General features: G+C 62.0%; 23 protein-coding genes and 1 pseudogene. 13 read left to right on the top strand and 11 right to left on the bottom strand.

Annotated elements, in window-relative coordinates:
• Nucleotides 1-179 precede the first annotated feature (179 nt).
• Nucleotides 180-920: a helix-turn-helix transcriptional regulator gene (locus KLK06_RS09340; protein WP_214634956.1), complete on the top strand. Its 741-nt coding sequence runs from the start codon at nucleotides 180-182 to the stop codon at nucleotides 918-920.
• 3 nt (nucleotides 921-923) lie between these two features.
• A complete protein-coding gene (locus tag KLK06_RS09335) occupies nucleotides 924-1,400 on the top strand; it encodes an NUDIX hydrolase (RefSeq protein ID WP_214634955.1) in 477 nt (158 codons plus the stop codon).
• Here KLK06_RS09335 and KLK06_RS09330 read toward each other — a convergent pair.
• From KLK06_RS09330 to KLK06_RS09320, 3 genes are all read right to left on the bottom strand, one after another.
• Entirely contained in the window at nucleotides 1,368-1,934 is a 567-nt protein-coding gene (locus tag KLK06_RS09330) for an HD domain-containing protein (protein WP_308168174.1), read from the bottom strand. The genes KLK06_RS09335 and KLK06_RS09330 overlap by 33 nt on opposite strands.
• A gap of 98 nt (nucleotides 1,935-2,032) precedes the next feature.
• Complete coding sequence (locus KLK06_RS09325) at nucleotides 2,033-2,506, bottom strand: GntR family transcriptional regulator (protein ID WP_250905156.1); 474 nt, start codon at nucleotides 2,504-2,506, stop codon at nucleotides 2,033-2,035.
• Complete coding sequence (locus KLK06_RS09320) at nucleotides 2,490-2,843, bottom strand: hypothetical protein (RefSeq protein ID WP_214634953.1); 354 nt, start codon at nucleotides 2,841-2,843, stop codon at nucleotides 2,490-2,492. Before KLK06_RS09320 ends, KLK06_RS09325 begins: the two co-directional genes overlap by 17 nt.
• A gap of 155 nt (nucleotides 2,844-2,998) precedes the next feature.
• On the opposite strand from KLK06_RS09320, the gene KLK06_RS09315 reads away from it, so the two are divergent.
• From KLK06_RS09315 to KLK06_RS09305, 3 genes are all read left to right on the top strand, one after another.
• The gene (locus KLK06_RS09315; protein ID WP_214634952.1) at nucleotides 2,999-3,730 is read left to right on the top strand and encodes a helix-turn-helix transcriptional regulator; all 732 of its coding nucleotides are present in this window, start codon (nucleotides 2,999-3,001) and stop codon (nucleotides 3,728-3,730) included.
• A 259-nt stretch (nucleotides 3,731-3,989) separates the two neighbouring features.
• Nucleotides 3,990-4,529, top strand: a complete 540-nt coding sequence (locus KLK06_RS09310; RefSeq protein ID WP_214634951.1) for a hypothetical protein — start codon at nucleotides 3,990-3,992, stop codon at nucleotides 4,527-4,529.
• A 61-nt stretch (nucleotides 4,530-4,590) separates the two neighbouring features.
• Complete coding sequence (locus KLK06_RS09305) at nucleotides 4,591-6,036, top strand: pentapeptide repeat-containing protein (RefSeq protein WP_214634950.1); 1,446 nt, start codon at nucleotides 4,591-4,593, stop codon at nucleotides 6,034-6,036.
• Between the two features lie 683 nt (nucleotides 6,037-6,719).
• On the opposite strand, the gene KLK06_RS59690 is transcribed toward KLK06_RS09305, so the two are convergent.
• Nucleotides 6,720-7,949, bottom strand: a complete 1,230-nt coding sequence (locus KLK06_RS59690; protein WP_250905155.1) for a Helicase associated domain protein — start codon at nucleotides 7,947-7,949, stop codon at nucleotides 6,720-6,722.
• A 132-nt stretch (nucleotides 7,950-8,081) separates the two neighbouring features.
• Nucleotides 8,082-8,735 (bottom strand): annotated as a pseudogene (locus KLK06_RS62990) (zinc-ribbon domain-containing protein); the annotation flags it as partial.
• Nucleotides 8,736-9,330: 595 nt separating this feature from the next.
• On the opposite strand from KLK06_RS62990, the gene KLK06_RS09295 reads away from it, so the two are divergent.
• Nucleotides 9,331-9,942, top strand: a complete 612-nt coding sequence (locus tag KLK06_RS09295) for a hypothetical protein (RefSeq protein WP_214634948.1) — start codon at nucleotides 9,331-9,333, stop codon at nucleotides 9,940-9,942.
• Nucleotides 9,939-11,345 (top strand): hypothetical protein, encoded by a 1,407-nt coding sequence (locus KLK06_RS09290; protein ID WP_214634947.1) that lies wholly within the window; start codon nucleotides 9,939-9,941, stop codon nucleotides 11,343-11,345. Before KLK06_RS09295 ends, KLK06_RS09290 begins: the two co-directional genes overlap by 4 nt.
• Before the next feature lie 763 nt (nucleotides 11,346-12,108).
• On the opposite strand, the gene KLK06_RS09285 is transcribed toward KLK06_RS09290, so the two are convergent.
• Together KLK06_RS09285 and KLK06_RS09280 are read right to left on the bottom strand one after the other, a co-directional pair.
• A complete protein-coding gene (locus KLK06_RS09285) occupies nucleotides 12,109-12,864 on the bottom strand; it encodes a DinB family protein (protein WP_214634946.1) in 756 nt (251 codons plus the stop codon).
• Nucleotides 12,865-13,045: 181 nt separating this feature from the next.
• Nucleotides 13,046-13,297 carry an ATP-binding protein gene (locus tag KLK06_RS09280; RefSeq protein WP_214635494.1) on the bottom strand — a complete coding sequence of 84 codons (252 nt, stop codon included), beginning with the start codon at nucleotides 13,295-13,297 and terminating at the stop codon, nucleotides 13,046-13,048.
• 1,309 nt (nucleotides 13,298-14,606) lie between these two features.
• Between KLK06_RS09280 and KLK06_RS09275 the strand changes: the two genes are divergently transcribed.
• From KLK06_RS09275 to KLK06_RS09265, 3 genes are all read left to right on the top strand, one after another.
• On the top strand, nucleotides 14,607-15,002 hold the full coding sequence (locus KLK06_RS09275) for a hypothetical protein (RefSeq protein ID WP_250905154.1): 396 nt from the start codon (nucleotides 14,607-14,609) through the stop codon (nucleotides 15,000-15,002).
• 1,075 nt (nucleotides 15,003-16,077) lie between these two features.
• Nucleotides 16,078-18,441, top strand: coding sequence for a tetratricopeptide repeat protein (locus KLK06_RS09270; protein ID WP_214634945.1), 2,364 nt, complete (start codon nucleotides 16,078-16,080; stop codon nucleotides 18,439-18,441).
• A gap of 413 nt (nucleotides 18,442-18,854) precedes the next feature.
• Nucleotides 18,855-19,448: a hypothetical protein gene (locus KLK06_RS09265; RefSeq protein ID WP_214634944.1), complete on the top strand. Its 594-nt coding sequence runs from the start codon at nucleotides 18,855-18,857 to the stop codon at nucleotides 19,446-19,448.
• 125 nt (nucleotides 19,449-19,573) lie between these two features.
• Here the strand turns inward: KLK06_RS09265 and KLK06_RS09260 are convergent, their stop codons facing one another.
• From KLK06_RS09260 to KLK06_RS09245, 4 genes are all read right to left on the bottom strand, one after another.
• Nucleotides 19,574-20,203 (bottom strand): site-specific integrase, encoded by a 630-nt coding sequence (locus tag KLK06_RS09260; protein ID WP_214634943.1) that lies wholly within the window; start codon nucleotides 20,201-20,203, stop codon nucleotides 19,574-19,576.
• A gap of 571 nt (nucleotides 20,204-20,774) precedes the next feature.
• Nucleotides 20,775-21,755 (bottom strand): carotenoid biosynthesis protein, encoded by a 981-nt coding sequence (locus tag KLK06_RS09255; RefSeq protein ID WP_214634942.1) that lies wholly within the window; start codon nucleotides 21,753-21,755, stop codon nucleotides 20,775-20,777.
• Between the two features lie 50 nt (nucleotides 21,756-21,805).
• Nucleotides 21,806-22,702: an RNA polymerase sigma-70 factor gene (locus KLK06_RS09250; protein ID WP_214634941.1), complete on the bottom strand. Its 897-nt coding sequence runs from the start codon at nucleotides 22,700-22,702 to the stop codon at nucleotides 21,806-21,808.
• A 243-nt stretch (nucleotides 22,703-22,945) separates the two neighbouring features.
• Nucleotides 22,946-24,145, bottom strand: coding sequence for an NAD(P)/FAD-dependent oxidoreductase (locus KLK06_RS09245; protein WP_214634940.1), 1,200 nt, complete (start codon nucleotides 24,143-24,145; stop codon nucleotides 22,946-22,948).
• 188 nt (nucleotides 24,146-24,333) lie between these two features.
• Between KLK06_RS09245 and KLK06_RS09240 the strand changes: the two genes are divergently transcribed.
• The 3 genes from KLK06_RS09240 to KLK06_RS09230 all read left to right on the top strand — a co-directional run bounded on the left by KLK06_RS09240 (nucleotide 24,334) and on the right by KLK06_RS09230 (nucleotide 25,935).
• Entirely contained in the window at nucleotides 24,334-24,603 is a 270-nt protein-coding gene (locus tag KLK06_RS09240) for a hypothetical protein (RefSeq protein ID WP_214634939.1), read from the top strand.
• Nucleotides 24,604-24,608: 5 nt separating this feature from the next.
• Nucleotides 24,609-24,908: a hypothetical protein gene (locus KLK06_RS09235; protein ID WP_214634938.1), complete on the top strand. Its 300-nt coding sequence runs from the start codon at nucleotides 24,609-24,611 to the stop codon at nucleotides 24,906-24,908.
• A gap of 142 nt (nucleotides 24,909-25,050) precedes the next feature.
• Nucleotides 25,051-25,935, top strand: coding sequence for a permease-like cell division protein FtsX (locus tag KLK06_RS09230; RefSeq protein WP_214634937.1), 885 nt, complete (start codon nucleotides 25,051-25,053; stop codon nucleotides 25,933-25,935).
• Nucleotides 25,936-26,483: the final 548 nt, after the last annotated feature.

Here is a 26,483-nt window from a genome sequence, read left to right as displayed (position 1 = left end):
GTCCACTGCTGCCCCCGCCGGCCAAAGCCTCCCTACGGCAACTCGCCGATCGGTATGACGTGTCGCTGTCGGTGGTGAAGCCTGTTGTAGCTAGGGCTTGGTGCTCGCGCAGCAGGGACATGTTCAAGACGTCCGGCCTACGATGGCCAGGTCCCCGGACGTCCCTCGGAGCGGGTGAAATGGCGAACGAACGGCTACGTGCGGCCCTTCTGCAGAAAGGCGTGAACATCGCCGGCCTGGCCGAGGCGATCGAGGTCGCACCCAAGACCGTCGAGCGGTGGGTCACTAAGGGGCGCGAGCCGTACCGAAAGCATCGGTTTGCTGCGGCTTCGTACCTGGGTGTGGACGAGGCGTACCTGTGGCCGGACGCGCTCACGCGTGAGCAGGTGGCTGCAGCGTCCGGGAGCGAGGTCATCGCGATCTATCCGCATCGCTGGGCCGTCCCCCGGGACATCTGGGGACGGCTGTTCTCCGCGGCGTCCCAGGAGATCGGCGTCCTGGCCTACAGCGGCTTGTTCCTCGCCGATGACGGGGGCATGGTGCGGCTGTTCGCCGACAAGGCTCGTGCAGGGGTGAAGGTGCGCGTCCTGCTCGGCGATCCCGACTCCGCCGAGGTCGCCCAGCGGGGGAGCGACGAGGGCGTGGGGGAGAGCATGGCCGCGCAGATCCGCAGCGCTCTGGTCTTCTACCGGCCGATCACCGGCCTGGACAACGTCGAGATCAGGTTGCACCACACGGTGCTGTACAACTCGATCTACCGCGCCGACGACGAGTACCTGATCAACACGCATGTGTACGGCACCCGCGCCGGCAATGCGCCAGTTCTGCATCTGCGCCGGGTGGTCGGCGGGGACATGGTGGCGACCTACGCCGAGAGCTACGAAAAGGTGTGGGCGCAGGCCAGGCCGGTAGAGTCCTGAAGCATGGCCCGGCGGATCGACTTTCACCACGACCCCGACGCGCCCGCGGCCAACAGCCTGGTCCCGTCGGTGAACGTCATCGTCACCAACGAGCGCGGCGAGGTGTTGATGATCCAGCGCTCCGACAACGACAACTGGGCCGTTCCCGGTGGGGCCATCGACCTGGGCGAGTCGCTGCCGCAGGCCGCGGTACGCGAGACGCTGGAGGAGACCGGCATCAGGTGTGAGATCACCGGCCTGGTCGGCACCTACACCGATCCCGGACACGTGATCCTCTACACCTCCAACGGCGAGGCCCGACAGGAGTTCTCCATCGTCCTGACCGGCCGCGCGATCTCCGGTTCCCCGACCCCGAGCACGGAATCTCGTGAGGTGCGGTGGGTGCCCCGCGATGAGGTCGCATCGTTGCCGATGGCAGCCTCGATGCGGATGCGGATCGAGCACTATCTATCCGGCGCTGGCCTTCCCTACATCGGATAGCGCGGCCTCCACAGCGCGCACAGACGACACGATGCAGGGGGTGGCGGCGGTGATCGACCGGCTCACCACGTGGTCGGCCCCATAGCGGGAGTGGATCTCCGCCAGCCGATCGCGCACGTCCAGGTGCCGGCCGTCCGGGTCGGTGGTCATGTCGCAGTAGGTCAGCGCCCTGGCCAGGTCGGGCCGTTCTTGGTCGAACTCCTTGGCCAGGACGTCGAACAGGTCACGTTGTCGTGCCTCGTTGTCCGCGCACGAGTGGTAGGCCACCAGGCGGCACAGCCGGTCGTCGGCCCCGGCCGTGTCGCGCAGGTAGCGGGCGCCGTCGAGCTGGTGCATGCCTGTGTCCACCAGCTCCGAGGCGTAACCGATGTCATGCAGCAGACAGGCGGCGATCAGGGTGTCGGTGTCCGCGCCGAGAATTGGAGTCAGGGTCTCGGCCCGCTCGGCGACTGCCTGGGTATGCGCCCAGCGCCGGGGCAACGCCGTCTCCAGGAGGTCTTTGGCCAGGCCGTAAGCCCACTCGATATGTCCCACGTCGTTCACGATAGGCATCAAGCACATGCGGGAATCCAGAGGGCGAGCCTAGACGTCCCCGGACGTCTTCCCACCCTCGCGTTTCAGCGCCGGACGAATCAGAGCCGGACGAAGCGCCCACGCCCGTGCTCGGCCACGACCAGCCCTTCGCGTTCCAGGACGGACAGCGCCTGCCGCACCGTGTTGCGCGAGGCCGCGAACCGTCGCCGTAGCTCGGCCTCGCTGAGCAGCGCGGCACCGGGGGCGAGGTCACCGCGTTCGATCTGCTCGCGCAACTCTCCGGCGATCACCTGATAGCGGTATGGGACCGCCGTACTCTCTCCGGGCACCACGCGGCCCTTGGACGGGACGGTGACCAGGAGCCCTTCGTCCTCCAGGATCGCCAAGGCGCGCCGGGCTGTGTTGCGCGCTACCCCGAACGTCCGGCACAGCTCCGCCTCAGATGGCAGCACACTGCCCGGCCCGAACTCGCCCGACCGGATCCGCTCACGCAGCCGGTCGGCGATCTGCGGGTAGATCCGACCACCGGTCACCCATCGGCCCACGGCCATCGCCTCAGCCGCGGTAGGCATCGAGGATCTTGTTCAGATCGACGCTAAGGTCACCCTGCTCTCCCTCACGCCACCCCTCCCGCACGGCCCGCTCGATCCGGTCCACGGCGCCGGCCATCTGCAGGAATGACACCCGCTCGTCGTCCTGGTCTCCCCAGTAGAACCAGCAGAACGGCAGGTGAACGAACACCCGCCGCATCCGGCACCGACTGTCGGTCACATCCAAGGCCGGGCGCCCGTCTGGCGCAACGATGAGCACGGTCGTGACACTGCGGCTGGTGAGCTGCTCGCCGAGCGCGGTCAGCAGCCGCTCCGCGTATGCCCGCTGCTGCTCCTTGATGCTCTTGCTCGTCTGCACCCTCGTCCTCCTTGACGTCCGTACGGGGTTCGTCGTGTGCGTCGAGACTCGCCCCGCAGTCGGGGGCGGGAACACCGCAACTCGGGGACGTCTGGGGACGTCTGATGTTAACGTCGCAGGGCAGGGTCATCTTGCGAGAGGAGCAGGCCGGTCCCATGAACGACAACCTCCGCTACGCACTGGCCACCGCCCGGCTGAACGCCACCGACGTCGCCGCCGCCCTGGCCGTCGACCCCAAGACCGTTAGCCGATGGCTCCAAGGCCGCATCCCCTACCCACGCCACCGCTGGGCCGTCGCCGACCTCCTCCACGTCGACGAAGCCGACCTCTGGCCCGAGATCGCATCACGTCGCCAAGCACTCGCAGACGGCGTCCAAGCGATCTACCCCCACCGCTGGGCCATCCCTCAGACCGTCTGGCGCAACCTCTTTAACGGGGCCAACGACGAGATCGGCATCGTCGCCTACAGCGCGCTCTTCCTCGCTGAAGACCGCGGACTCCTCGACATCCTCACTACCCGAGCCTACGCAGGCACCAAGACCCGCATCCTCCTCGGCGACCCAGAAAGCCCCGAAGTCGCCGCCCGCGGCACCGACGAAGGCATCGGCCCCACAGCGATGGCCGCACGAGTCACGAACGCCCTCACGCTCTACCGGCCGCTGTTCAACGTCCAAGGCGTCGAGATCCGCCTACACCGCACCGTGCTCTACAGCTCCATCTACCGCGCGGACAACCAGCTCCTCGTCAACACCCACGCCTATGCCACACCAGCAGCCAACGCCCCCGTCATGCACCTACGTGTGACCGGCGACCGAGGGCCGGCAGCCACCTACCTCACCAGCTTCGAACACATCTGGACCACCGCTCAGCCCCACCAGCAGCGCTAAGCGACCTACAGGCAGCACAGAAAGCAACTTATCTACACGTCATCAAGGGCAGCCCACCTGCGGCGGGCTGCCGCACAGGGCGGTCGCTGGCCGCGCTGCGGCTCTCCGGCCGGTCGCGGCCAGCGCCGCCCAGGCGAAAGGTACAGCAGGGCGCGCACAGATGAAGCCGATGCGGTAGATAGGCGGCCCGTGTCTACGCCATGATGAGGTTTATAAACCTGTCCAACCCCTAGCCGCCAATGGCCTTTGGATGTCTCAAATGAACCAAGAGGATGCTTCTGCAGTTGGTGAGGCTCAGGCGGTGACCTCACGTGAGAAATCTAAAACAGATTCCATCGCCGTAAAAGATCCCGCCTCGGAACCAGCAACTGCCGGGCGATCTGTTAATGAGAAGTGTACACATTCTGTGCACGTTCAAATAGAGATCGAAGGGTATGCATCCGAAGCGGCTCGCGACAACGTAACGAAACATATCCAGAGGTATGCAAAGGAGCTGGCCGATAAGATTCGCGAGGTTGAGCGGGGCGACAGAGTTGCAGGAGCAGACAATCCCGAAGTAACGGCAAGTACTGTAATAAAGGCGAGTGAGAGACTGACGCGACAGCGTGAAACGGTTCGATCGTCGCCTCTCGATCTAATTCTTTCGATAGTTTCGCCCATTTCTTCTGGCGCTGCAGGAATTCTTGGGAGCTACTTAAGTACGCCGTTGAATATAGGAGTATTTGGTGCCGTGGCAGCTATCGCGGTGATCTCGACCACAGCTCTCGTGTTGAAGAAAGTCGGAGATCGCAATGGCTAATCTCCGTCGCGTAGTCTTCTCGGTCGCAGGCCTTATAACGGCGATCGCTGCTGGAGTTTTCGTGAACCTTGCCACGGATTCCTGGGCTTCATCCTCGATCGCTACTTTTAGTGCTATTGGCGCGACCTTGGCGACGATCCTAGCTCTGACTGCTGAACGGTTCATGGCGGGCGCTCCGAAAACATCTATAAGAGCTTATCATCGCCTCGTCGATCAATTGCGGACTGGAACTGTTGAAGAGCGACTCTCGGCCATGCACTCGTTGGAGTCTCTTGCGAATACGAATGTGCAACTCAGGAGCAACGTTGTTGCGCTTCTCTGCGGGCTACTGCGCGAGTTGTCCGAGTCGCCGGCCTTCAGAAGGCAGCTCATTGAGCTGCATCAAGAGGCTGTGGCACCGGATAGCGCGGGGATGGTGAGAGTTCGCGAGGTAGCTCAAGATATCCTCGTCAGACATCTACGTGTGCCTTTTGAGGGTGGCGGCATCGATGCATATTGGCCCAACATGTCAATAGATCTACGAGGTGCCGCTCTCTATAATCTTGACCTCAGTAGATGTAGGGTAGATCGGGCATCCTTTGAAAGTGCGATCTTCTTGGGGCAATCATCCTTTACGGATGCAACCTTTTCGGGGCACGCTTTGTTCTCGGATTCCCATTTTTATGGGAAGGTCAGCTTCAGTCAGGCGTCTTTCGCTGGCGACACCGCCTTCGATAAGGCGATATTCCGCCAGGGTGGCTCTTTTGTTCGATGCGAATTCGAGAGCGATCTAATATTCAATAACGCGCACGCGTTCACCACTATGGACTTTCGGCGTCTTAGGGTGAGTGGGGATCTCGCCAGCTTTGATCGCGTCTCATTTGATGGAGTGTCACTCTTTCTACGAGCGCAGTTTGCAGGAGCGGCGAGCTTTTCCCATGCTCAGTTCCGTCGGAAAACAGATTTTGAACACGCCATTTTTGCGGGGCGAGCAGAGTTTGACCATGCATACTTCTTCGAATCTGCCAACTTTGACCGATCATCGTTTGCTTGCGGAGCGAGTTTTGCTCATGCGACAATATCTCATCAATTGTTCATGCAGCATGTCGATATAGAGGGAATTGTCAACCTCGCGCACACGCGCTTTCCTGATGTCGAGGAGCGACACCGCCAGGCGGCTGAGGCCGGGAGTGCTGAGGCTATGACCCGTCTTGGCACGCTGCTTCATGAGCAGGGCCTGGTGGCGGAGGCGGAGAGGTGGCTGCGCCAGGCGGCTGAGGCCGGGAGTGCTGAGGCTATGACCCGTCTTGGCACGCTGCTTCATGAGCAGGGCCTGGTGGCGGAGGCGGAGAGGTGGCTGCGCCAGGCGGCTGAGGCCGGGAGTGCTGAGGCTATGACCCGTCTTGGCACGCTGCTTCATGAGCAGGGCCTGGTGGCGGAGGCGGAGAGGTGGCTGCGCCAGGCGGCAGATACAGACAATTTAAACGAAGTGACCCGGTTCACTTCTGTATTCAGACCAGTCGAATGAGGCGTCCCTTGCATTGGGAAGCTGCCGCGCCGCTTCCGGTGCTCGGGCCTGGTGGCCCTGCGCTCCGGGTCGGCTTGCCACTGGATACGCGGGTTGCTGTGGCCTGCTGTACAGCAGGGAAGTACAGCAACGTCGCCTCACAAAGCCTGATCGTCCCGTACGGTGTCACACGGTCGAGCAGCAGCGCCGGCTTTCGACCATGGCCCTCCGCTTCACTCGTAATGAAATGTTCTGCTGAGACCGTGACGATCGCTGACTTCGGTGCTCGCCGTTCATGGCCCGGCCGATCGACTGCCGCGGCCCTCCGTCGGGCCTTGCCACCGGGCATCCGTGGGATCTGTGACGGCAACGTCGGCCACCAGTCCCGTACGAACTGCACCAGAGCGCCCACGTCCCCAAGGCCAATGCCCACGAGCAAGCTGATCGGTATACCCGAAAAGCGGAAGGTCAGGATGTCGCGGGGCTTCCTGTCCCTGAGCATCTCGAAGGCATCCGTTTCGATTGCGATTCGAGTTTCGCTCCGTCCTTGATGGTGTCCGGGCCGACCTTCACCTAGACCGGCGGGCGGCAGAAGCATCCCTTCTTGAAAGGAGAGTCTGTCGAGATATGAGTACAGGCTTTGAAGGGGGCTGGCTGCCGACCTTAAGTACCTAGGGTTGACAGCCAGTTATCGAGCCTACGCGTCAGGGCATCTGCTCATTATGCCTGGAAAGGAACTGGCGCAACCGTTGCGCCCTTTCGTCACTCTTTCCTTGAAGGCGGTTTTTATTATTCCGCTTCCAACGGGCTAGGGCTCGCTCATCTTCGCTCGCAGCAGTAAGGGAAGGCTTGACATGTCCATGTACGGCAGCGAATCTCTCGAGTTCGGCAAACTTGCTCTCCCATACATCCTTATGCTTGGCCCATGTCCAATGGGGCAGGGTTTCGAGGAGCTGTTTACGCTCTAAGGTCAGTTGGTCACGACGAGTGCGCCATATGTTGATCCATGATCCGATGCGATGACCCCTCCAACGATCTCGTTGCTTGATGTCTGCGGTGGTGCGGCCGGTCTCAGCTAAGAATTCCTGCAGAATCGTCAACTTTTCCTGAAATTCGTCTTCGAAAGGGTCCCATTTCCAGTCGGGGATATTGGCCATCGCCTTGAGCTGATCAGAGGGCAGATCTTCTCTCCGGGCCTGGAGTCTCTGCCGGCGCTTCCTCAGGTTGCTGGCCCAGATGGTCGCTGCGCGCGAGTCCAGCTGCTCGCTAGTGGTCTCGGCAGTATGCTGGCGGCTTTCAATCCAGGTCACGTATCGGCGGTACCCGTCCCAGAATTCGGCCTCATGCGGCGATTCGAAGGACCAGGAGGTGATCGTCAGTAGTTTTTTCACCCGCTCAGGAGCTATCCTTCCCTTGCGATAGGTGGTGCGCTGTTTATGCACCCATCGGGCAAGGTCAACGCCCTCGATTCGAACGTCGGCAGGGACGCGGCAGTGCCCGGATTCCGCCTCGAAGGCCATGAGCGCGGCATGCATGCGCGACCACGCCTCTGCATGGCTTCGACGGTCCTCGCCCAGTGCCCGCTCACCGAGTTTGTCCCGGATCCACCGCTCGGCTTGGCCGCTTGCCCTGGGCCCTCCAGCTGCACGATAGTCATCAGCCTCGGCAGCGGTGACGATTCCTAGGCCAACGAGGTGGTCGAGCACCACCATGGTGGCATCGTCTTCATCAGCATTGAACCCGACTACGACGTCGAACTTCGCGTCGAGCTTCTCCAGGTGGTGCTCACGAATCCGCACTACGGCCCAGCCGGCTTCCCGCAGTCGTCGAGCCTTGTCCATGTCCCGCTGACGCCTCGTCTGGCTGTCGTGCCACCAGACGCCGTCAAATTCAAGGACGAGACGCAGACCCCGCGTAGAATCCTCGGCGACCATGTCGACCTTCTCCAGGCGGCCCGTAGCACTCCGAACGCAAGTGCGGCCTGGGTCGATGGGCAGAACCGTACTGAGTTCGGCCTTGAGCCGTAGCTCTTGGGCGGAGGTGTGCACAAGTTGGCAGTTTGGACATCCGGCTCCTCTGCGCTTATGACCGCCCGTGCGGCGAACCACGGGGGCTGGCCATGGCTCGTGCTGTGGATCAGTACGACAGTTCCACCACACCGCCCTGTTGCTCCCGACACTGAGGTCCTCAGCCGAGATCCCTGAGAGGTCTTCGTTGAGTTGTACGGCGATGTCGGGGCGTTTCGTGGAGAGACGATTGCTTGAAGACACACGAGTGCCCGAGCAATAAGGACAGCCCCGCCCAGCGACACGCTTTCCCACGCTCGCGGCCCACCGATGGTCTTCTGCCTTCTCGCAAGCCCACCAGACCTTTCGGCTGCTACTGACGGACACGTCATCGGGCGTGAGGGGGCCGTTCTTCGCATAGTCCCACTGCCTAAGCAACGCCTTGTCTGAACAGTTCATGGACAACCTGTTGGCATCGCTAACCCTGGCCCCGCTGCAGTCCGGACAGCCCGATCCCTTGCCGATCCGGTTGTTCGGCATGGCTTGCCAACGGTGTGCGGAGTTAAGGGAACAGCGCCACCAGACCCTCTTGTTGCTCAGCTGGGCAATCCGATCAGGTGTCAGGGGGGCATTAGCTTCATGATCGAATTCGACGCAGATGGGGTGCTCGGAGAGCCAGCCCGATTCGGGTCGTCTCTTTGAAGTCAATATCACTCATTCTTTCGTGTTTTATATGAGACCTGAATACCTGGAGACGGATTTGGGCACTGTACCACTGCGGTCTCCTGTCTGCAATCGCCTTGGAAGGACGGAGCTATTGCTCGTGAAGGGCGTGGCTCATTTGGCGTTCAGCCGCTAGATCGTTCGTGGATGCGTTCCTTTAGCGGCTTGTGCCCGACAAGTTGTGGGAGCTGCTCCAGCGGGTGGTCCCGCCGGTGCCGACACGGCCGCAACGAGGGGGCGCTGGCCATCCTTCGTCGAGCCCTGGCACAGGATGGCCGTGGCTGAGGTGACAGCAGCGCTGACAGCAACGTCTCCGCACGCTCACGCATCCGTGCCACTGCCCATACGTGCCTGACCATGGGCTCGATCAGCGGAGCAGGGTGATTGCTCCGCTTGAAAAGCGGAAGGCCGGCAGTTCAACCCTGCCCCTGATCCCGAGCTTTGAACAGCGCAAGTCCCCCGAGCAACCACGCTTTGGTCGGTGTCTCCGCGCGGCCCGACGGGTACATCGACACAAAACCTCCCAATTATCCCAGTGAATCTTCCGCCCTGTTGCTAACTGTGTGAGCTGATATATCCTCGCAAGGTGGTGGCGGGCGAGCTACGGCAGCAGACTGGCAGTGATGGCATAGATCGAGCTAAGCGGTGGCTGAACTACTCGACTCGCGTGGCATCGATTTACACAAACACCGACAAAGTATTCAAGGACCTACTGCATTTCCAGTGGCCTTACGGCGGGCAAGGATTTAGCTTTGACCTGGGCGGGAAACTGCGCGGCGGCGACCTGCACGATAAGTCGTTTATGGCCGAAGTCAAAGCCTATCGCTACGAAATGGACTCAGCAAAAGAGTACCGAGAGTTCATCGCCTCATGTTACGTAGCCTTCCAGGAGAAGCCCGACCGATGTGACAACTTGATATGGCTGTCTTGGGCGCCTTTTCAAGCTCAAAGCTGGCATAAACACCGCAGTGCGGAGTCCATGAAGAAACACCTTCTTCATGCTGACAACATCTTTCGCGTCTTCGGAACGACATCGGCCGAAGTGGCGCAAACCAAGCTCGACGAGCAAGTCGTATTTGAGCTGACCAATCGCCTATGGCTGCTAACGCTCTGCGATGAGCAGGAAAGTTTGGTAATCACAAGCGAAAACTATCAGCGCATTATAGCGTTCATGGGCATTGGCGAGGAGTCCCGATGAACGGTGAATTCAGTGCAGCTCTACGCCATGCATTAGAGTTCGACTCGCCGGACCAACGCATCGACTCACTGAAAACGAGTGTGAGCAACTTTCTACACTCCGGCGATCCGTCGGTTCGCATCAGAAAGACAGAGTATTTCAACCACACGTTCGCCCCAGATCTAGTACTAGGTTGGCCGGGCGAGAAACGCGAAAGGCTGGTTTTCCTACGCACCAATCCAAATCCCGGATGGCTCGCAGACGATCTTAAGGTCATCGCTTCCAGTCACCCGATTATGCTGACGCTGGATGACTTCGAGCCCCACCACGACTCTAGCGCGCATGAGCGCTTGATAGTGGCCGCCAAAGAGGCGCGAGCACTGATTACCGGCCCTGATGCCATCGAGGAGTTTGTGTCCCCTCAGGCGCCAATTACATCAGTACTTACGAACGCCGTCATACGCGGGGGCGTGGGGCTAGTTGATGAGCAAGCTGCAAGAGGCGCGACCGAGTCAGCCATTGCCGGATTTTCGGCCGCCGAGAACCTGAACGCAGAGCCCATCAGATCAGCCATCGCAACTGCCGAAAGCATATTGGATGAAGAACAAGCAAATCGATTCAGCCGCCTCTACCAAGCGGTATGGGAAGGGCAAGGCGGAGCTCCAGAAATTTTTCCGTCTCACCGCTACTTGCCAGGCCCGCTAACAGGGCGAGATCTGTCTCTCTTGCTTGCAACTCTGATAACTGAGGATGTGCAATTCTGGCGTCGAATCGGTCGCGGCCTACAGCTTGAACAAATAGTCGCTCTGGAGTCAGAGTCGGGATCGAGTCTAAGTCGTCTGGTCGAAGCAAATCTAGATCGCTTGCTGGCCCGCGGAGCGCGCGTATTCGGACAAAGCGCACCGACGCCCATAAGGCAGCGCGCCGATTGGAGGGTAGAAAGGGGCTGCCTTACACTTCGAGGCGACGGGTGGACCGCATATTTTGCGGTTAGGTCAAACGACTTGCCCCAACACGAGATACGACGCGGCGTTTCTGTGGATACGCTAATTGATGGTGTCCGACAGATGGGCGTTCGTATGACTGATGTTAGAATTCAGCAGTCGAATTTTGCCATTTCGATCGAAGCTGTCGGCGAGGCCGACGTTGTAGACAGCCCAGACTTTGGTCAACTGGTAGCGCGAGGCGACTCTGTGGCACAAACCGCTGCAATCGAGATGCCTAGCGGGCGGAACTTGATAGCGGATTTCACTACCGGGACCGCTACCGGACATACGACCGCCACGTTCTCCCTCGACGAACTGGCGCAAACCGCCGTTAGACTTCTACTTGAGCTGAGCCATCGTCATGCTCCTGATGCTGACGTGAGGCTAGTCTCTGGCCGTGATCCAGTACTGATTCAGGATCCGCTATGGGAAGGATGATGCTCGAACGCTGATCTTGCCGTGCAGGACCTTGCTGACGACCTTGCAGCAGCCCGGTATCCGTCCGTCGCCGGCTGACAAGCCGGAAGGACGACGCAGCTCTTTTCCCCAGCAGCGGAACCGGGTGGAACAGCGCCGGAAGCACGTTGGGCAGAGTGCTGTACAGCAGCGCCGTACAGCAACACCGCCATACGCGACCGCGTGTTGCCGATCAGCATCCACTGCTTGACCAGGGCGGGATGCCACTGACAGGGCATCCGCCCTTCCCTACGGATCAAGTGGTCATCGCGTAGAGGCGTGACGATCGCTGACTTCCGTGCCGGACGTACGGGGTCGGGGCGATGCGCTGCCGCGACCCTCCTTCGTCGGGTCTTGCCACTGGACAGGGTGGTGCTGACGACGACACCGCTGACGACAACCGACAACGTCCGCTTCCGTCAGCGCACGGTGGCACCCGTCCACCACGCTCTGACCTCGTGTGGGGCAAGACGATCAGTGGTTGATGTCCGTGGATGCTGCTTGGTGAGCGCCGCGGTCCACCAGCTGGAGCCACGCTGTCGAACGTCAGCCAATTGAGCCAGCCCGTGCGCAGGTAATCGAGCCACTCGAAGTGGGGTGCTCACGAAGGACAGTAGAGCCGTTTGGGTGTTAGGTACTGAATTGGGCGCTTTAGCGTGGTCTTGTGGCCGATGTGACCGTTAGATGACCGTCCTAGCAGCACGCAATGCGGCTGGAGGTCATTTCCGGCCGGGTCGGCGCCATTTCAGGCACCGGCCTCGAGCACGGCGAGGTCGCGCACCGCATAACGGTGATGCTCGGCCTCTTCCTTCAGCACCACCTTGAGGCAGCGGCGCACGACGTACTCCTGGTCGGGATACGGGTCCGCCGGCCTGCGACCGCATACCCGATCGAGCTCGGCCTCGGTGAGCCCGTCGACGATACGCCGCATCGTGGCCATGCGGGCGAGCCGCGGCGCGAGCACCTCGTCGAGCGTCGGGGTGGCTTCGAGGGTGAGACCGAGCTTCGCCGTCGCGTCGGGCGGCATCCCGCCGTAAGGGAAGCCCAACGGGTGGTACGGCGCTTCCTCCTCCAGCACGGCATTGCCGAGCCAGGCATCGCCGGCAAGTAGCAGGTGCCGTTGGGTCTCGACCAACGACCACTCGCCGTTGACCTGCTCGTGCAGCTTGGCCTCGGGCAACAGCCTGGCGCGGTCGAGTGTCGCCGCCCACATCGTCTCGATGGCATCCCAAGCAGCCCGATAGTCGTCGGGGGACGCGGCGTCACGCGCCAGCACCCGCGTGGGGTGCCGCCGGTCGAGCTCGGCCTCGACGTAGGCGGTCACGTCGACGTCGTTGACGACGAGACGCTCGAAGTCGCCACCGAGGTAGACGTCGCTCCCATAGCAGTCGACGATCTTCAGACCGCTGACCTCGCAATCGCGGATCTCGAGACCGGCAAGGTCGCACAGGTGGATGCGGGCACCACGGAACTGGTCACTCTGGGCGTACTCAGCAGCCATCGAGGCAGTCTTCCGCACCCGTCCGCCCGCGCCACCTTTGGCAACTAAGTTTCGGGGCCAACTGTGTGGAACGTGCTCACGCCCGCGTCCCGCTTCGCTTGGGCAACATAGGCCAGCTGCGGGGCGCCGATCGCCCGCAACCAAGGGGGCGCCCGCCGAAGTCAGGCGATCGACGGCCGGTCTACTTGTTGTCCTTCGCGCGTCCCGACGTGCCGTTCTTTCCGGGTCGCTTGTTCGGCCGGTAGCTGGGTCCATCCATGAAGACCCGGTAGCTGGAGTTGATCAGTCGGTCCAGGAGCGCTTCGGCGACGACGGGGTTGGGGAACAGCTTGTACCACTCCTCCGGTGCCCGGTTCGAGGTTATGATCACGGATTTGCCGGAGCGTTCGCTGATCAGCTCATAAAGGTCGTCGGCTTGGGTGGCGGTGAGCAGGACGAGCTTGACACTCCGTCCCCGGCCCGCTGCCGCTACGCGGTGAGTCGACGGCGTACGAGGTGATCAGGGCGCAGCCTGTGGCGGGGGCCAATGCTTGCGGGGCGGTGCGTTTCTGCGTCAGGCTGCTTCTGGATCGAGACCCACGGCTTTCTCCTTACCGTGACGTTGCGGTCTTCTATACTCCAGGCGTGGCAACCGATCTAGTGGCGCCCATTCTGACAGGAGTTTTCGCCTTAGCTGGCGGCCTCGGTGGTGTCTTGCTCACAGGGGCGATAGCTCGTCGAAACGAACGGCGCAAGCTCGCAGCTGACGATGAGCGGCGATGGCTTAGCGATCGACGTCAGATATACGTCCGATACCTAACGCTCGCACAGGAGCTGCATCGAGAGGTCGACAGCTTCGCTGTGTTCTTGTCATATGACGGGCGTAAGTTGATCGATGACGAGGACTTCATCGCGGAGGGCTTGTCCGACTACTTTCGTCGTTGGGACGATGAGCTGCAGCCTGTGCTCCTAGAAGTCCAGCTCATGGCCTCACCGGCTGTGGCAGATCTCGCTGATCGGGTCTCTGGGGCATTGTTGGAGATTACGATAGTCGTGGAGAAGCGGGGAACCTTCATCAGCTACTACCCTGGTTGGTTCCAAGCTCAAGATCTGCTAGAAGTCTTGCGAAATGCGATGCGAGTGGAGTTAGGGCTACCTGAAGCTCTATCGACGGCGCCGCATAATCGAGACCAGGATTGGCCTTGGCTAAGCGATAGACCTCCTCGTGAGTCCTATTCTCAGCACGACGTGAACGGGCGGCATATCAGCGAGACAGGAGCGCATTCGTTGCCGCAGGGCAAGTCAGCTCCTGGTTCGCTGCGCGAGAGTCAGCGAGTTGCGCGCTCCGATGTGGATAGGGACTCTGGCGGGGCTGTAATGCGCGGAACTCGTAAGGCTGGCGTCGTAGGGTGGCGCTGGAGCTCATGATCCGATCGCGCATCGCGTATGTGTGCAGACCGCGGAGTGACGAACTGGGTGACGATCGAGCCATACGAGCGCGGACGTTCGCGGATCTCGCTGAACTGTTTGTACAGGTCAGGTAGCCCGATGAGTCTGATGAGCGACACGATCAAGTTACTTCGCATCGAAGTGGTCGAGGCCGTGCCGATGCCCGCTTCCGGACTCGCTGTCGATGGCTGAGGTGATCACTGTCGCAGACCGACTGCGTCGGTTGCTACTGGTCGTCGGGCACCCCGTTCAGGTGCGCGTACCCTGGCATAGATCGCCCCCGGAACTGAGATTAGAGCAAGGCAGCCGACTCCATGGATCTTGCATGTCTGGCGGACAAGCGTCTGATCGGAGTGGTAGTCGCCCAGTTCGTGCATGGAACCAACACCCCTGAAGTTATCGATGTGTGGCTTCGCTTGGAGTCAATGATCATCGGCGTCGAAGTAGCCGCCGATTGGTCGTTTCGGATCGAGCCAGGCGAACCAGGGCTGAACTACGTGATGGAAGAGCTGGGCAGCCGAGTCGATGTGACCGCCGCCCCGGATGACATTCCCCTCGTACGGCACATCGGCGAACGACTCATCCGCGTTGTCGAGCGATTCGGCAGCGGAGTGGATGGCGCCGAGCGGGTGGGAGCGGAGTTCGTGTTCGACTCGGGGACTGTGGTCGCAGAGAGTTGGGCCGGCGATCTGCGGATGACCAGCGGCTGACTCACGATGAGGAAAGCCCAGCTTGTCTAGGGCTCGATCGCCCTACGGTTCAAGGGTCTAGTCCGTGCTGGGGACGCTCCGGTCGCGGCCAGCACCGCCCACGCGAATCGACCCTGCAGTACGCGCACGCCGTGAAATCCCAGATTGCTCTCCATCTTGTCAGTGCTTTGTCGTACCATCCCGGCAGAGCGATACTCCGCACAGACTCAACGAGCGTCCTTGAGGGCTCATGACGAGACGACGCAACTCCCCAAAAGCCACCGGTGGCGCTGGAACCATATTCGAATACCGAGTTGCGGCAATCATGTTTTGCATGATGCTAAATGGGTCTCACCTTCCAATCGGCATTAAGCTTCCACTCGCCCGAGTAGCACTCCAGCAAGGGGCTTATGGATATGCGCTCGACGACATTGTTGCATTCACTGAACCCGTACCTGCGGGCCCAAGAATTCAGATACAGGTTAAGCAGAACCTCCCCGTAACGGGGAGAAGTAGCGTCTTCATCGAAGTGATGGAGGCGGCCATCCAAGCATACCGAGAGAACGAACGGGACATTCTAGAAGGGGCAATGCTGCTAGGACTAGCAGCAGGAAAGCCAGCATCGCACCTATCCGAGCTCCAAGAGTTGGCAGAGATGTCCTTTCCGCATCCAAGCAAGGAATCAATGATTGAGCTGCTTGGACCCATGACAGCGGATGCAAAGCTCCGCACTCGCTATGAGCACGTAGTCACCGCAGTCGGCACGGCACTTGGATCAGCCTCCCGACAAGAAGCTGAGGATTGGACGCACCGAATTCTCTCCTGCTTGCGCGTATGGCAGGTAGACGCTGGATCTGACGGCAGAGAAGTCAAGATGGCCCTGGATTGTTTGACTCAGGTTCTTTCCGAAGGGAACCAGAACCCAGCAGACATCTTTTCCCATCTATGTACTCTTGCAGAAACTTGGGGACCTCGTGCCGGCCAACTCGACGCTCCATCGATTAGGCGTGCACTGAGGAGCCGCTTCGGGGTACAGATCTTGGAAAGATCGAGCACATCACCCCTTGGTAGATCTTCATCGCGACGTGTATCGCAGTTGCCGCCCACCCCGGCACATTTCCATGGACGCAGCGCCGAGCTCGCCAAACTAAGCTCACTTGCCGAACAAACTCTTGATGGCACGAGTAATTCCTCCTCGGTCGCCTCAATTGTAGGTAAGCCAGGCGTAGGAAAGACGACTCTAGCGGTGCGTCTGGCTTGGGAACTGACAGAAAGATTCGATGGTCCGCAGCTGTTTGTTGACCTGCGCGGGACTGACGGGAAGCCACTTGATCCCGGTGACGTGCTACGTGGCTTCCTGGTGGCTCTTGGGGAAAATGCTACAACAATCCCAACTCAAACAAATGAAAGATCGGCTCTTTTTAGATCCATCCTGATCACGCAGCGCGGCTTGCTCATACTTGATAACGCAGCAAACGCTGCACAGATTGAGCCATTGCTCCCAGGCTCGGGGCAGATATTTACTTTCGTGACCAGCCGAAATGCTCTCGTAGGCCTTGCCAGCACGCTCCAAGTATCGCTAGACGTGCTGCCACATCAAGATGCCCTTGAGTTTCTAATGTCGGCAACGGGTCGCCCAGAGCTCGCGGAAGATGAGCATGTTGAAGATGTTATTGAGCTCTGCGGACGACTACCCCTTGCGCTACGCATCATCGCCACTCTGTTGTGCGGATGGGGCAATTGGTCCACTGCGCACCTCGCCAGCTCGTTGCGTGATGAAAGCGAGCGCCTCGATCGTCTATCCCCTAGCGACGTAGGCGTGCGTGCAAGTATAGGACTCTCCTATCGCCAGCTCCAGAAGCAGGCCCGTAGGATTTTCCGCTTTCTAGCGGCTATCCCCAATGCCACATTTGACTACAGGATCGCTGCAATAGTTACAGGAATGCCCGAACGACTTATCAAGCGACGCTTGGAGGATCTTGTCGACCTACACCTCGTTGAACGAACGGGCCTAGACACGGTATATACCTTTCATGATCTAATTCGAATCTTTGCACGTGAGCGCCTGGAGAAGGAAGAGACTCAGGAGCAGATAGCGGAAATAGAAGTTCGACTGATGAAAGGACTTCTACCGCAAGCCCTACGCGCTGGCCGTGCACTCATTCCTGCGATGCGCGCAAAGCTAACACCAAAGGAAATTGCTGCAGCCGACAAAGGCCATGCCCTCCGCTGGCTCGATCGCGAATGGCCTCTGATTCGTGGCGTGATAGGGCTGGTCGCCAAGCATGAGCTAACCGGTGATCTAATACTCCTGCTACGGGACCTTGAGCGCTACGTCGAAATGCGTGAACTTTGGCGTTCCTGGCTAGAGCTCTCTAAGGACGTCGTGGATGCTTCGGAACGGGCCAATGAGCCCCTTCTACGGCTCCTCGCCCTCGTAATGAAAACATATGCAAGTGCACGAACGCACGACATAGACGGGACGAGAGAGGCACTAGAACGCCTAGATAGTGCCCTTCTCGAAGTTGCAGATCCTCGCTTCCAGGCTGAGGCGATGAATGCCAAGGGAAACGGCCTGCGTCTTCTTAGCGACACCAAGGGCGCACTGGAATGCTTTAAGAAAGCGTATCACTTCTACGACTCCATGAGCGAAGGTTCTGGACGTTCGATTTGTGCACATAATATCGCCTCCGCGTACCGTGACCTTGGTCAATATGATAGAGCGATCGAGTTTTACCTGGAAGATCTGCAGGGTGCGCGCGATCAAAAAGATCATTGGTCGGAAGCGTGGACACTTAATAGCCTCGGCGGCGCCTACGACCTTGCCGGAAAGTCAGAGGACGCGATAAGGGTCCACTCTCAGGCCTATGAGATATTTCGTCATGTTGACGCCCACGGGTTTATGAGCAGATGTTTGCACGACCTCGGTATTGCGTTGCAGAAAAAAGGCGAGGACTCCACCGCGATTCGATGTCATACATTCGACCTTGCCCTGTGCTTGGCACGAGACGACGTTCGAGGGGCGAGTATGGCTCTGGGGCGTTTGGGAGATCTATCACTTGGTCAGAATGATAGCCGAGCGGCTGCATTCTATGATGCAGCCATTGACCTTAGCCAAGCAAGTGGAGACATAGATACCGCCGTTACCTGTCTGATTAATCGTGCGCATACGGCAGCTCGCTGTTTTACTGATCCCACACCCTATGTGGATGCTGCTAGATCACTACTGGGTGAAGGTATACTAGTACGAAGACGCGGTGCACTGCTTGTTTCACTGAGTCAAGTTGATGGCGTCTCTCTAGAGACGCGCAATCGCTTTCTTTCTGACGCGATCGAACTCCTTGAGAGTGTAGATGCGCAGACTGAGCTGAAGCGAGCAAGGGACTTGATCGACTCGCTTCGAGATGAAGCTACCAACTCGCAGGAGAGTGATCACGAGCCAGCATCGAACCAACCTTGAGGGCGTGCTGGCTCTTCAGGACATCACTGCAGGTCGTAAGGCTGCCGCGCCACTTCCGGTGCTCGGGCCTGGCGCCCTGCGTTCCGGGTCGGCTAATGGCCGTGTAGCGGGGTCGGTGGAGGCCTTCGGGAGGAGGGGCTGGGCCAGCGGACGTTATACACACCTGTGGACGAAGCTCTGCTGACCAGGCGTCCGCCCTTCCCTACGGATCAGAAGGTTGGGGTTTCGAGTACTTCCGGCCGCACACAGCATCAAGGTCCGTTACCAGGAAAAACCTGGAACGGGCCTTCGTGTTTGTCAGGACAATCTCGGGATCTTGCTAACACCTCTGCTAACACGAGGCGATCGCTCCTTGGTAGCGGACTTGTTAGAGTTCCGCCGTGATCCCGCAGGCCCGCTGAAAAGAGTTCTCGATGACGTTCCGGCAGCACATGGAGCAGGCGGCGGTGCGCACCCTGGCAGAGTTTCCAGAAGAGTCGGGGCCCGAGATATACACCGTCACGTTCCGGATCGACAGCGTCGACCAAGACCCCCGGTTCCCGTACCTGGCGATCGGCTACAACACCGAAACCGATGTGGCCCGGCTGCTGGCGGAGCCGAGCTCGCCGGCGGCATGGGAGGCTCGCTGGAGTTACGCCTATTTCCCGCCGTCCGGGCTGGAGGGGCGCCGCATCGTTGGCCACCACCCCGAACACGATCCGGCCGGTGCTGAGTTGCACCGGCGGGAGGCGGTGGCGCAGGGCCTCTGGTACGAGGACGAGGACGGGCTCTCCGAACAACAGCAGGACGAGCGTGGCGAACGGCTTGACGAGCAGTTCCACGAACTCTGTGTCGATCTGGCGCGGCAGCTCCACGCGGATGGCCGGATCGTGGAGACCCTGGGAAGGCCACTGCCGGTGGTCCTCTATGACATGTTCAACCCTGACGAGATGTTCGCCTTGACCAGGGCTGCCAACCCGGCGGAACTGGTCGCAGAGTTCCTGGCGGAGGACCCGGAGAGGCACTGAAGAAGAGCCAGGGCAACCTAGCGCTGGCGGCATCAAGGCCCGCTACCAGGGCAAACCTGGAACGGGCCTTCGTATTTGTCCTGGTAATCTCGGGATCTTGCCAACGCCCCTGTTGCACGGGGCGATCACTCCTTGATCACCTGGGCGAAGACGTCGGCCGCCGAGGCTTCCGCTGCGCGGATCACGTGGGCATAGACCCGCAGGGTGATCGAGGGGTCTGCGTGGCCGAGACGGGCCGCGACGACGTGTACCGGGACACCGGCCAGGAGCAGGGTCGTGGCGTGGATGTGGCGGAGGTCGTGGAGTCGCGCATGGGGTAGCGACTCCTTCGGGTTGTGCGCGTTGTGGCGCTTGATCAGGATCGGGAAGAGCGAGCTGACGGTGTCCGGGTGGATCGGCTCGCCCCAGCCGGTCGTGAACACGTAGATGCTGGCGCCTCGCCACTCAGGGCCGACCTTCAGCTTGTCCTGTGCCTGTATCTTTCGCTGGTTGCGCAGGACCTGGGTCGTCTGCTCGTCGATGCTGACGATGCGCTTTCGGCCGCTCTTGGTGGTGCCTTCGATGCGCTCGCCGTCGATGAAGGCCGCTGAGCCGGTGATGGTGAGTTGCTTGCCGTCGAGGTCGACGTCCGCCCAGCGGAGGTGGAGCAGTTCCCCGCGGCGGGCGCCTGTGTAGGCGGCTACGTGGAAGAAGGCCCAGAGCCGGTGGTTCCGAGCTGAGGTGAGGAAGGATTTGAGCTGGGCGGTGGTCCACACTGCTCCGGGCTCGCTGGTCTCCCGGCGAGGGCGCTTCGCTTTCTCGACGGGGCTGGTTGGCCAGGCGGTCGCTCAGCTCGGCCGGGCTCTGGGTGGCGGTGTCCGGAAGGAGGTAGTACTCCTCCAGGATGGCGCGGGCGTCGTCGTTGTCGCTCACCGCCCAATCCCACAGCACTTGCATCGCCGAGGCGGGCGCGGCCGGTGTGTGGGCGGAGGTCGGCGGCCGCGGGCGGCGGGCCGGCACAGGGCGGCGCTCGGACAGAAACAATGGGCCGCGGCTTCGCGAGGTGCCGTCCGGGAGCTGGAGCAGTCGCGACAGCAGTTGGTGCAGGGTGGCCTTGCATCAGGAGCTGATGTGAGATCCGCGAGCGCTTGCCGCTGCCGGTCTGGTCACCGATGAGCGGGTGGGCACCTGACTGCGCCCCGGCGAATTGTCCGCACTAGCTAAGGACCCGGGCCATGGGCACCTCGCCGGCGGCCTACTTCACTCGGCGGGAGGCGACGCGAAAAAGAACCTGCCACGGCCGATCCAACCTACTGCCTTCAGGGGGCGTCACGACTGGGGATCGCGTTACCGGTGGTGTCGTGGCGTGCCAACTTGACCAAGGCGAGGAAAGCCACGAAGAACCACTGTGAACAGGTTGATGGTCATCATCGTCTCGATGAGCGCGTGCGCGTTCCAGACTGTTCCGGTCGCATCCGTGATGTCGTCGCTCGAGGCGGCCGCGAAATAGGGGATGGTGCTGAGCCCGAGCCCTGCGTAGACGAGAACCGACTGCAGCGACGGTTCGAGCCCGGTGCTTCGCACAGGTGCCTGGCGGCGGGCCAGGTAAAGGGCGAAGAACTGGAAGAACAGGTAGGTGACCAGCCACCAGCCGAGGTAGTTGGTGAAGGGGACGCCGAACACGCCGCCACTCCGCTCCCAGACCCACAAGTGGTTGACAGTCGAGGCGATCGAGTCGCTGCCGACGTCGAACATCGTCATGATGGCTGCTGCGGTCATGGGCAGGGCGACTACGTTGACGCGGTGCCCGGTGCCCGCCCGCCAGGAAAGCCGGGTGTCCGCCTCGTCGAGCAGGACGTTGGCCACCTGCCAGCACAGGTAGCCCAAGCCGAAGTAGATGGGGCCGATGAAGATCGGCACATCGATCAGCTTCGGGCTACCGGTGTAGTGATAGTGGCCGAACGGGAAGCCCGTGGAAATGCTGAGATTCTCGAAGAAGTTGCTCACCACGAAGGTCACGGCAAAGAAGAGCAGCAGTGCCTTCGCACCGTAGCGACGCACGCCGTAGATGAACGCCAGCGGAATCGACAGCAGCAGTACGAACATGTAGGGCGCCGACCCTGAAAGCGGTGCTATCAGGGCCACAGCGAGCGCGGCAGCCGTCAGTACCCAGGTGATCACTCTCCAACCGTCGAGCCCCGACCGGCGCGGTAGCCCGCCGTGGGTGCCGGTGGCAGTGGTGTCCGAGCCTGTCCTGACGGCACCGAAGGGCGCGGGTCGGCCGACCGCGGGTACTTTCCGTTCGTGGGTGGAGTCGGTAGTGGTCATTGCGGAACTCCTCAGTTGAGTGAGTCTCCCCGGCGGAGACAGGGGGACGGTCAGCGGGAGGTGAGGGGGGTTTCGGACTCAACGCGGGTGAGCTTTTCGGGGTTGCGGACGTAGTAGAGGCCGGTAACGCGGGCGTTCTCCACGCGCAAGGCCAGCACGCCGTCGATCACGCCGTCCAGACGCAGGATGAGTCCGGGGTTGCCGTTGACCGTCGTGGGCTCACCGGTGAGGGTGCCGCCGGCCTTGACGACACTGCCGGCCATGTAACTGAGCACCTTGTCGGCGCCGACCACCGGCCGCAGGGCCGCCAGCCTGAGGCCGCCGCCGTCGCTGACGAAAACAACGTCCGGGGCGAGTACGTCGAGCAGCCCCTGCAGGTCCCCGGTCAGGAGGGCGGTCTGGAACGAATTCAACGCTGCCCGGGCTTCTTCGGGGGAGGCCGGTGTGCGCGGCCGGCGGGCGTCGACGTGTCGGCGGGCGCGGTAGGCGAGCTGGCGTGCGGCGGCGGGGCTCTTGCCGATTGCGGCCGCGATGTCGTCGTAGCCGATGTCGAAGACCTCGTGCAGCACGAAGACGGCGCGTTCGGTCGGTGAGAGGGTTTCGAGGATGAACATGAGTGCCAGCGACAGGTTCTCGGACAGTTCGACGTCCTCGGCCACGTCCGGCGCGGTGAGTAGGGGCTCGGGCAGCCAGGGGCCGACGTAGGCCTCCTTGCGCCGTTTGAGGGCGCGTAGCCGGTTGAGTGCTTGCCGGGTTGTGATCCGTACCAGGTAGGCGCGCTGGTCCTGTACCTGCGCCAGGTCGACCTTGACCCACCGCAGCCAGGCCTCCTGGAGGACGTCCTCGGCGTCCGCCGCCGATCCGAGCATCTCGTAGGCGACGGTGAACAGCAGGTCGCGGTGGGCGACGAAGGTCTCGGTCGCGGGGTCGGTGGCGTGGTCGTTCATGTCGAGCGCTTCACTCTCTCGCTGTCGGCCCACATGCCGGAAGCAGGCCGTGGATATGTACCCGGTCCGAAGACGGAGTCAGCCTCCCCGCTGATCAGGCCACGTGGGGTGGGCGGGCTGGTGGGAATGACGCCCCAGTGCCCGGCCACGGCATATGAGGCCGCGGCGTTGTGTGCTTGTCACTCCGGCTCGGTCCTTCTTGGGCCGGACCGGTCGGTCCGGCCGAAGGAGGGGACTGGGCGGCTAGGCCGCGCCTCGGGTGTTGGACGGCGTCGTGCGGTGTTCCGGCTGAGGCGTTTCCAGGCGAGCGGTGCTGTCGCCGTGGGATGCGCGGGAACTGGCCTTGCGTGCCCCGGACACCAACTGATTGAGGGGGAACCGGCAGGCGAACTCCTTGACCTTGGCACCGAGCCGCCCGCTGATGTGGAGCGCGTTCACCCTGTCGTCCAGGTAGGAGAACTGGGTGACGCCCTCGTTCCGACCGAGGCTGATGCACTGCCCGGCGAACATCAACCGGACGGGAGTGGGTGTTTTCCCCGCGATCCGGCGCAGGATTGTGGCGGCGGCCCCCGCGCCCAGTTGCACGGCGGCCTGGCAGCTCATCCGGAATGGCCGGTCCGTCATCGCCGCCGCGTCCCCAGCAGCGACGATGCGCACGTCGTCCACACTGGTCAGCGTCGCGTCGGTGAGCAGGCGGCCTTCGGTGTCGGTGCGCAGCCCGCTGCGGGCGGCCAGATCCGGGACCCGGAATCCCGCGGTCCAGATCGTCACCGCGCTAGGCAGCACGCGGCCGTCGTCGAGCTGTACGGCGTCGCGTGTCACTTCCGTCACCCGCGCGCGGGGACCTTCGAGGACGGTCACATCCAGCTCGGCGAGCCGACGGGCGACCGGGCGGCGGCCCCGGGCATGCAGGTAGGGGCCGAGCACGTTGCCGCAGACCAGGGTGACCTTGCGGCCCAGTTCTGCCAGCTCAGCGGCGGTCTCTATGCCGGTCGGGCCGGCTCCGACCACGGTCACCGGAGCCGTCGCCGGCGTCGCGGCCAGCGCCGACCGCAGTCGTTCCGCCCTCTCGAGGTCCGACACCGAATGAGCGAACTCTGCCGCTCCGGGCACGCCGGGATCGGCGGCGCCGCTGCCCACCGCGTAGATGAGGTAGTCGTAGGAGACCGTGCCGCCGCCCGCCAGCGACACCCGACGCTCGGCAGCGTCGATGCGGGTCGCGGCGTCGACCACCAGCCGGACGTTCCCGCCCAGAACCTCACCGAAGCCCTCGACCGCGTCATCGGAGCCGGTCACGAGTTGGTGCAGGCGGATCCGCTCGACGAAGTTGGGACGTCGATTGACCAGGGTCACCGACACGCCATTGCGCCGTGCCAGGCGATTGGCCGCCATCACGCCTCCGTACCCGCCGCCGACCACGACCACCTCGACGTTTCCGTTCATCGTGTCTCCCTCGTGTTATGGACTCGGCATTGAGACACCAGCCGCGCATCCGGTGTAACGGTCCGCGGATGAGACGTAGCGCACATCGGACGCGGCGGGAACGCGGCATGCCGAATTGACCATCCGTTCCACCGGACAAGCAAGCGAAGACCGACCCGGCGGCCACCGCGAACTGGCCGGACGGCCCGGTGGATATCCCCGATGCCGCCATCGATGACCTGTCCGCCGCCCATATCGAGATCCTGAAGGGCATGGCGCAGGCCCAGGGTGTCAGCTTCAGCGAGGCGATCGAGCGTCACGGGGCATGGCCTGCGGCCAAGCAGAAGCTGGTGCGACTCCAGCGTGCGCTCAGCGGCGAGTTTGCCGGTGGTGAGCGTACGGAGGACGGTTCGAAGGTTTGGCTCGGCTTCAAGGGACAGATTCCAACGCAGGCCGTCGAAACGGCTACTCCACGCTGATGCCGTTGACGGCGCGCCTGGAGTGGGTGGAAGGCGATTCGTGCCTGGTCGTCAAGAGAAATGGCAACACGGAGAACCTGTTCTCGACATTCGTTCCCATCTGGCCAGAGGGTACGAGACCCGTCCGAGCATCAGACGGCCGACGCGGCATCGACGTTCCCAAGGTGGGGCTGATCTATGAAGGCGCTCTGTTCGAGACGGTCGGTTCGGAAATGCCCACGATACGCGAGGCGCCTAAGACGTGCGCCGTTCATGATGGGTTCTTCGTGGTCGAGCCTTGGGGGATGAAACGCTTGCAGAGCTGACGCAGAATACAAGGCGACTCACCCGCTTCTGGGGCCAGACCAACCCGCCAGGTCTTCCCACGCCCGAGGAAACACTGCGGCGGATCGGTGCAATGATGCTGGCCTGTGTTTCCGAGTCCCTGATCGTCAAGCGAGGAGTGCGGTGAAGCGCTGGTTATGGCGTCTGACGGTCGCGGCCGTCGTGGCGCTTTCCGGAATGACCGGGCCGGTCGTGTCCGCCGAGGCGGCGTCGGCCCCGGAGGTCAATGTTGGCGAAGACCGGGAGATCGCTGTCTTCCTGTGCACGCCGTCCGCGGACGGGTGCCACAAGCGGTATGCCACGGCGAAGCAGAGGCGGGACGTTGGGACGTTGCTGAAGGCCACGCCTGAGGTGACTGAGGTCCGCTTTGTGAGCCGGGCCGCGGCGTACGCGAGCTTCCGCCAGGAGTTCGCCGGCCAGAAGAAGGTGCTGGCGAGTGTGCGGGCCAAAGACATGCCGGAGTCGTTCCGTGTGCGGGTGTCGGGAGAGGCCGACCGGACCCGGATCGTGCTCTCGGCGAACGGGCGGCCAGGGGTAGGGCTCGCCGTCGACCAGGCAAAGAATGGCGTCCATGCTCCGTTGAAGCCGGAAATATCAGTATTTCTATGCATGAAGGGGTCGGATTGGCCTGCCTGTCTGCATGGGCGGGGCAAGGCGAACAAGTCTGCGGCCACAGCCAAAGAGAAGAAGGCGATCGTTGCCGTCATCGAGCGGATCCCCGGGCTCGAATCGTACGTGTACGAAGACCAGAGGGCGGCGTACCGGAACTTCGTCAAGGCGTACGCGGACAACGAGGCGCTCGTCTCGGCCACCAGGGTGTCGGACATGCCCGAGTCGTACCGGCTGTCGATGCGGCCCAAGGCTGACCTGGCCTCCCCGATTCGTCGGCTGGAGCGGATGCCGGGGGTGGGCCAGGCGTACGACCAGAGGTGCCTGTTCCGGAAGGCGAGACTGTTGTCGGAATACGGGTTGGAGAAACTCCTACCCGTGTCCGAGGGCTGCGGGTAAGAGCGGAGGTACAAGCCGCAAGAGACCCTCGGGCGGGTCGATACGAATCGAATCAGGCTTCGGGCAGGCCGAGTGCAGTTCGGACGTGCCCGGCAGATGGACCACCGCAGTACTTCAAGGAACCACCCGGTGGTGGTGTGTTGACCGGACTAACGGGCTCCTCGCTCGTTGCTTGATCACGCTTGTGAGGCCAGATTCGTCTGCGTGCTTTCGAACGTGCCTCGTCCCGAACCAGCTCAGATCGTGATCCAGCGAGTCGGCGCGGTCGTGCCTGGTGACGGCTCGGTGTCCTGGCTGGTGAGAGATGAGACTGGACCCGCCGTTCCTGAAGTGTCTGTCTCGGAACTCGGAGGCGGCTCATGATGGGGGTCGTGACGAGCCTCGCCGGTGCCCGCGCTGCGACCCCACCGTTCCGCCGATGCAGTCGGATTCGATGGTGCTCTAGCGGCCTACCTCTCTGACCGCCCGGGCAAGGGACCTTTCCTGTGGTTCCTAGATTCGGTGAGCTTCTGAAGAGGTAATTCTCAAGACCGCAGGCTCGCGACCTC

The sequence above is a fragment of the Nonomuraea sp. NEAU-A123 genome (genome assembly GCF_018603905.1).
GTDB lineage: Bacteria > Actinomycetota > Actinomycetes > Streptosporangiales > Streptosporangiaceae > Nonomuraea.
This window is presented reverse-complemented; position numbering and strand designations above follow the sequence as displayed.

Excerpts from the sequence above, each read along its gene's own strand:
- KLK06_RS09340 (WP_214634956.1), top strand. The coding sequence starts at position 180 with ATGGCGAACGAACGGCTACGTGCGGCCCTTCTGCAGAAAGGCGTGAAC.
- KLK06_RS09335 (WP_214634955.1), top strand. The coding sequence starts at position 924 with ATGGCCCGGCGGATCGACTTTCACCACGACCCCGACGCGCCCGCGGCC.
- KLK06_RS09325 (WP_250905156.1), bottom strand. The coding sequence starts at position 2,506 with ATGCCTACCGCGGCTGAGGCGATGGCCGTGGGCCGATGGGTGACCGGT.
- KLK06_RS09315 (WP_214634952.1), top strand. The coding sequence starts at position 2,999 with ATGAACGACAACCTCCGCTACGCACTGGCCACCGCCCGGCTGAACGCC.
- KLK06_RS09310 (WP_214634951.1), top strand. The coding sequence starts at position 3,990 with ATGAACCAAGAGGATGCTTCTGCAGTTGGTGAGGCTCAGGCGGTGACC.
- KLK06_RS59690 (WP_250905155.1), bottom strand. The coding sequence starts at position 7,949 with ATGGTCGCCGAGGATTCTACGCGGGGTCTGCGTCTCGTCCTTGAATTT.
- KLK06_RS09290 (WP_214634947.1), top strand. The coding sequence starts at position 9,939 with ATGAACGGTGAATTCAGTGCAGCTCTACGCCATGCATTAGAGTTCGAC.
- KLK06_RS09285 (WP_214634946.1), bottom strand. The coding sequence starts at position 12,864 with ATGGCTGCTGAGTACGCCCAGAGTGACCAGTTCCGTGGTGCCCGCATC.
- KLK06_RS09275 (WP_250905154.1), top strand. The coding sequence starts at position 14,607 with ATGGATCTTGCATGTCTGGCGGACAAGCGTCTGATCGGAGTGGTAGTC.
- KLK06_RS09265 (WP_214634944.1), top strand. The coding sequence starts at position 18,855 with ATGACGTTCCGGCAGCACATGGAGCAGGCGGCGGTGCGCACCCTGGCA.
- KLK06_RS09255 (WP_214634942.1), bottom strand. The coding sequence starts at position 21,755 with ATGACCACTACCGACTCCACCCACGAACGGAAAGTACCCGCGGTCGGC.
- KLK06_RS09250 (WP_214634941.1), bottom strand. The coding sequence starts at position 22,702 with ATGAACGACCACGCCACCGACCCCGCGACCGAGACCTTCGTCGCCCAC.
- KLK06_RS09245 (WP_214634940.1), bottom strand. The coding sequence starts at position 24,145 with ATGAACGGAAACGTCGAGGTGGTCGTGGTCGGCGGCGGGTACGGAGGC.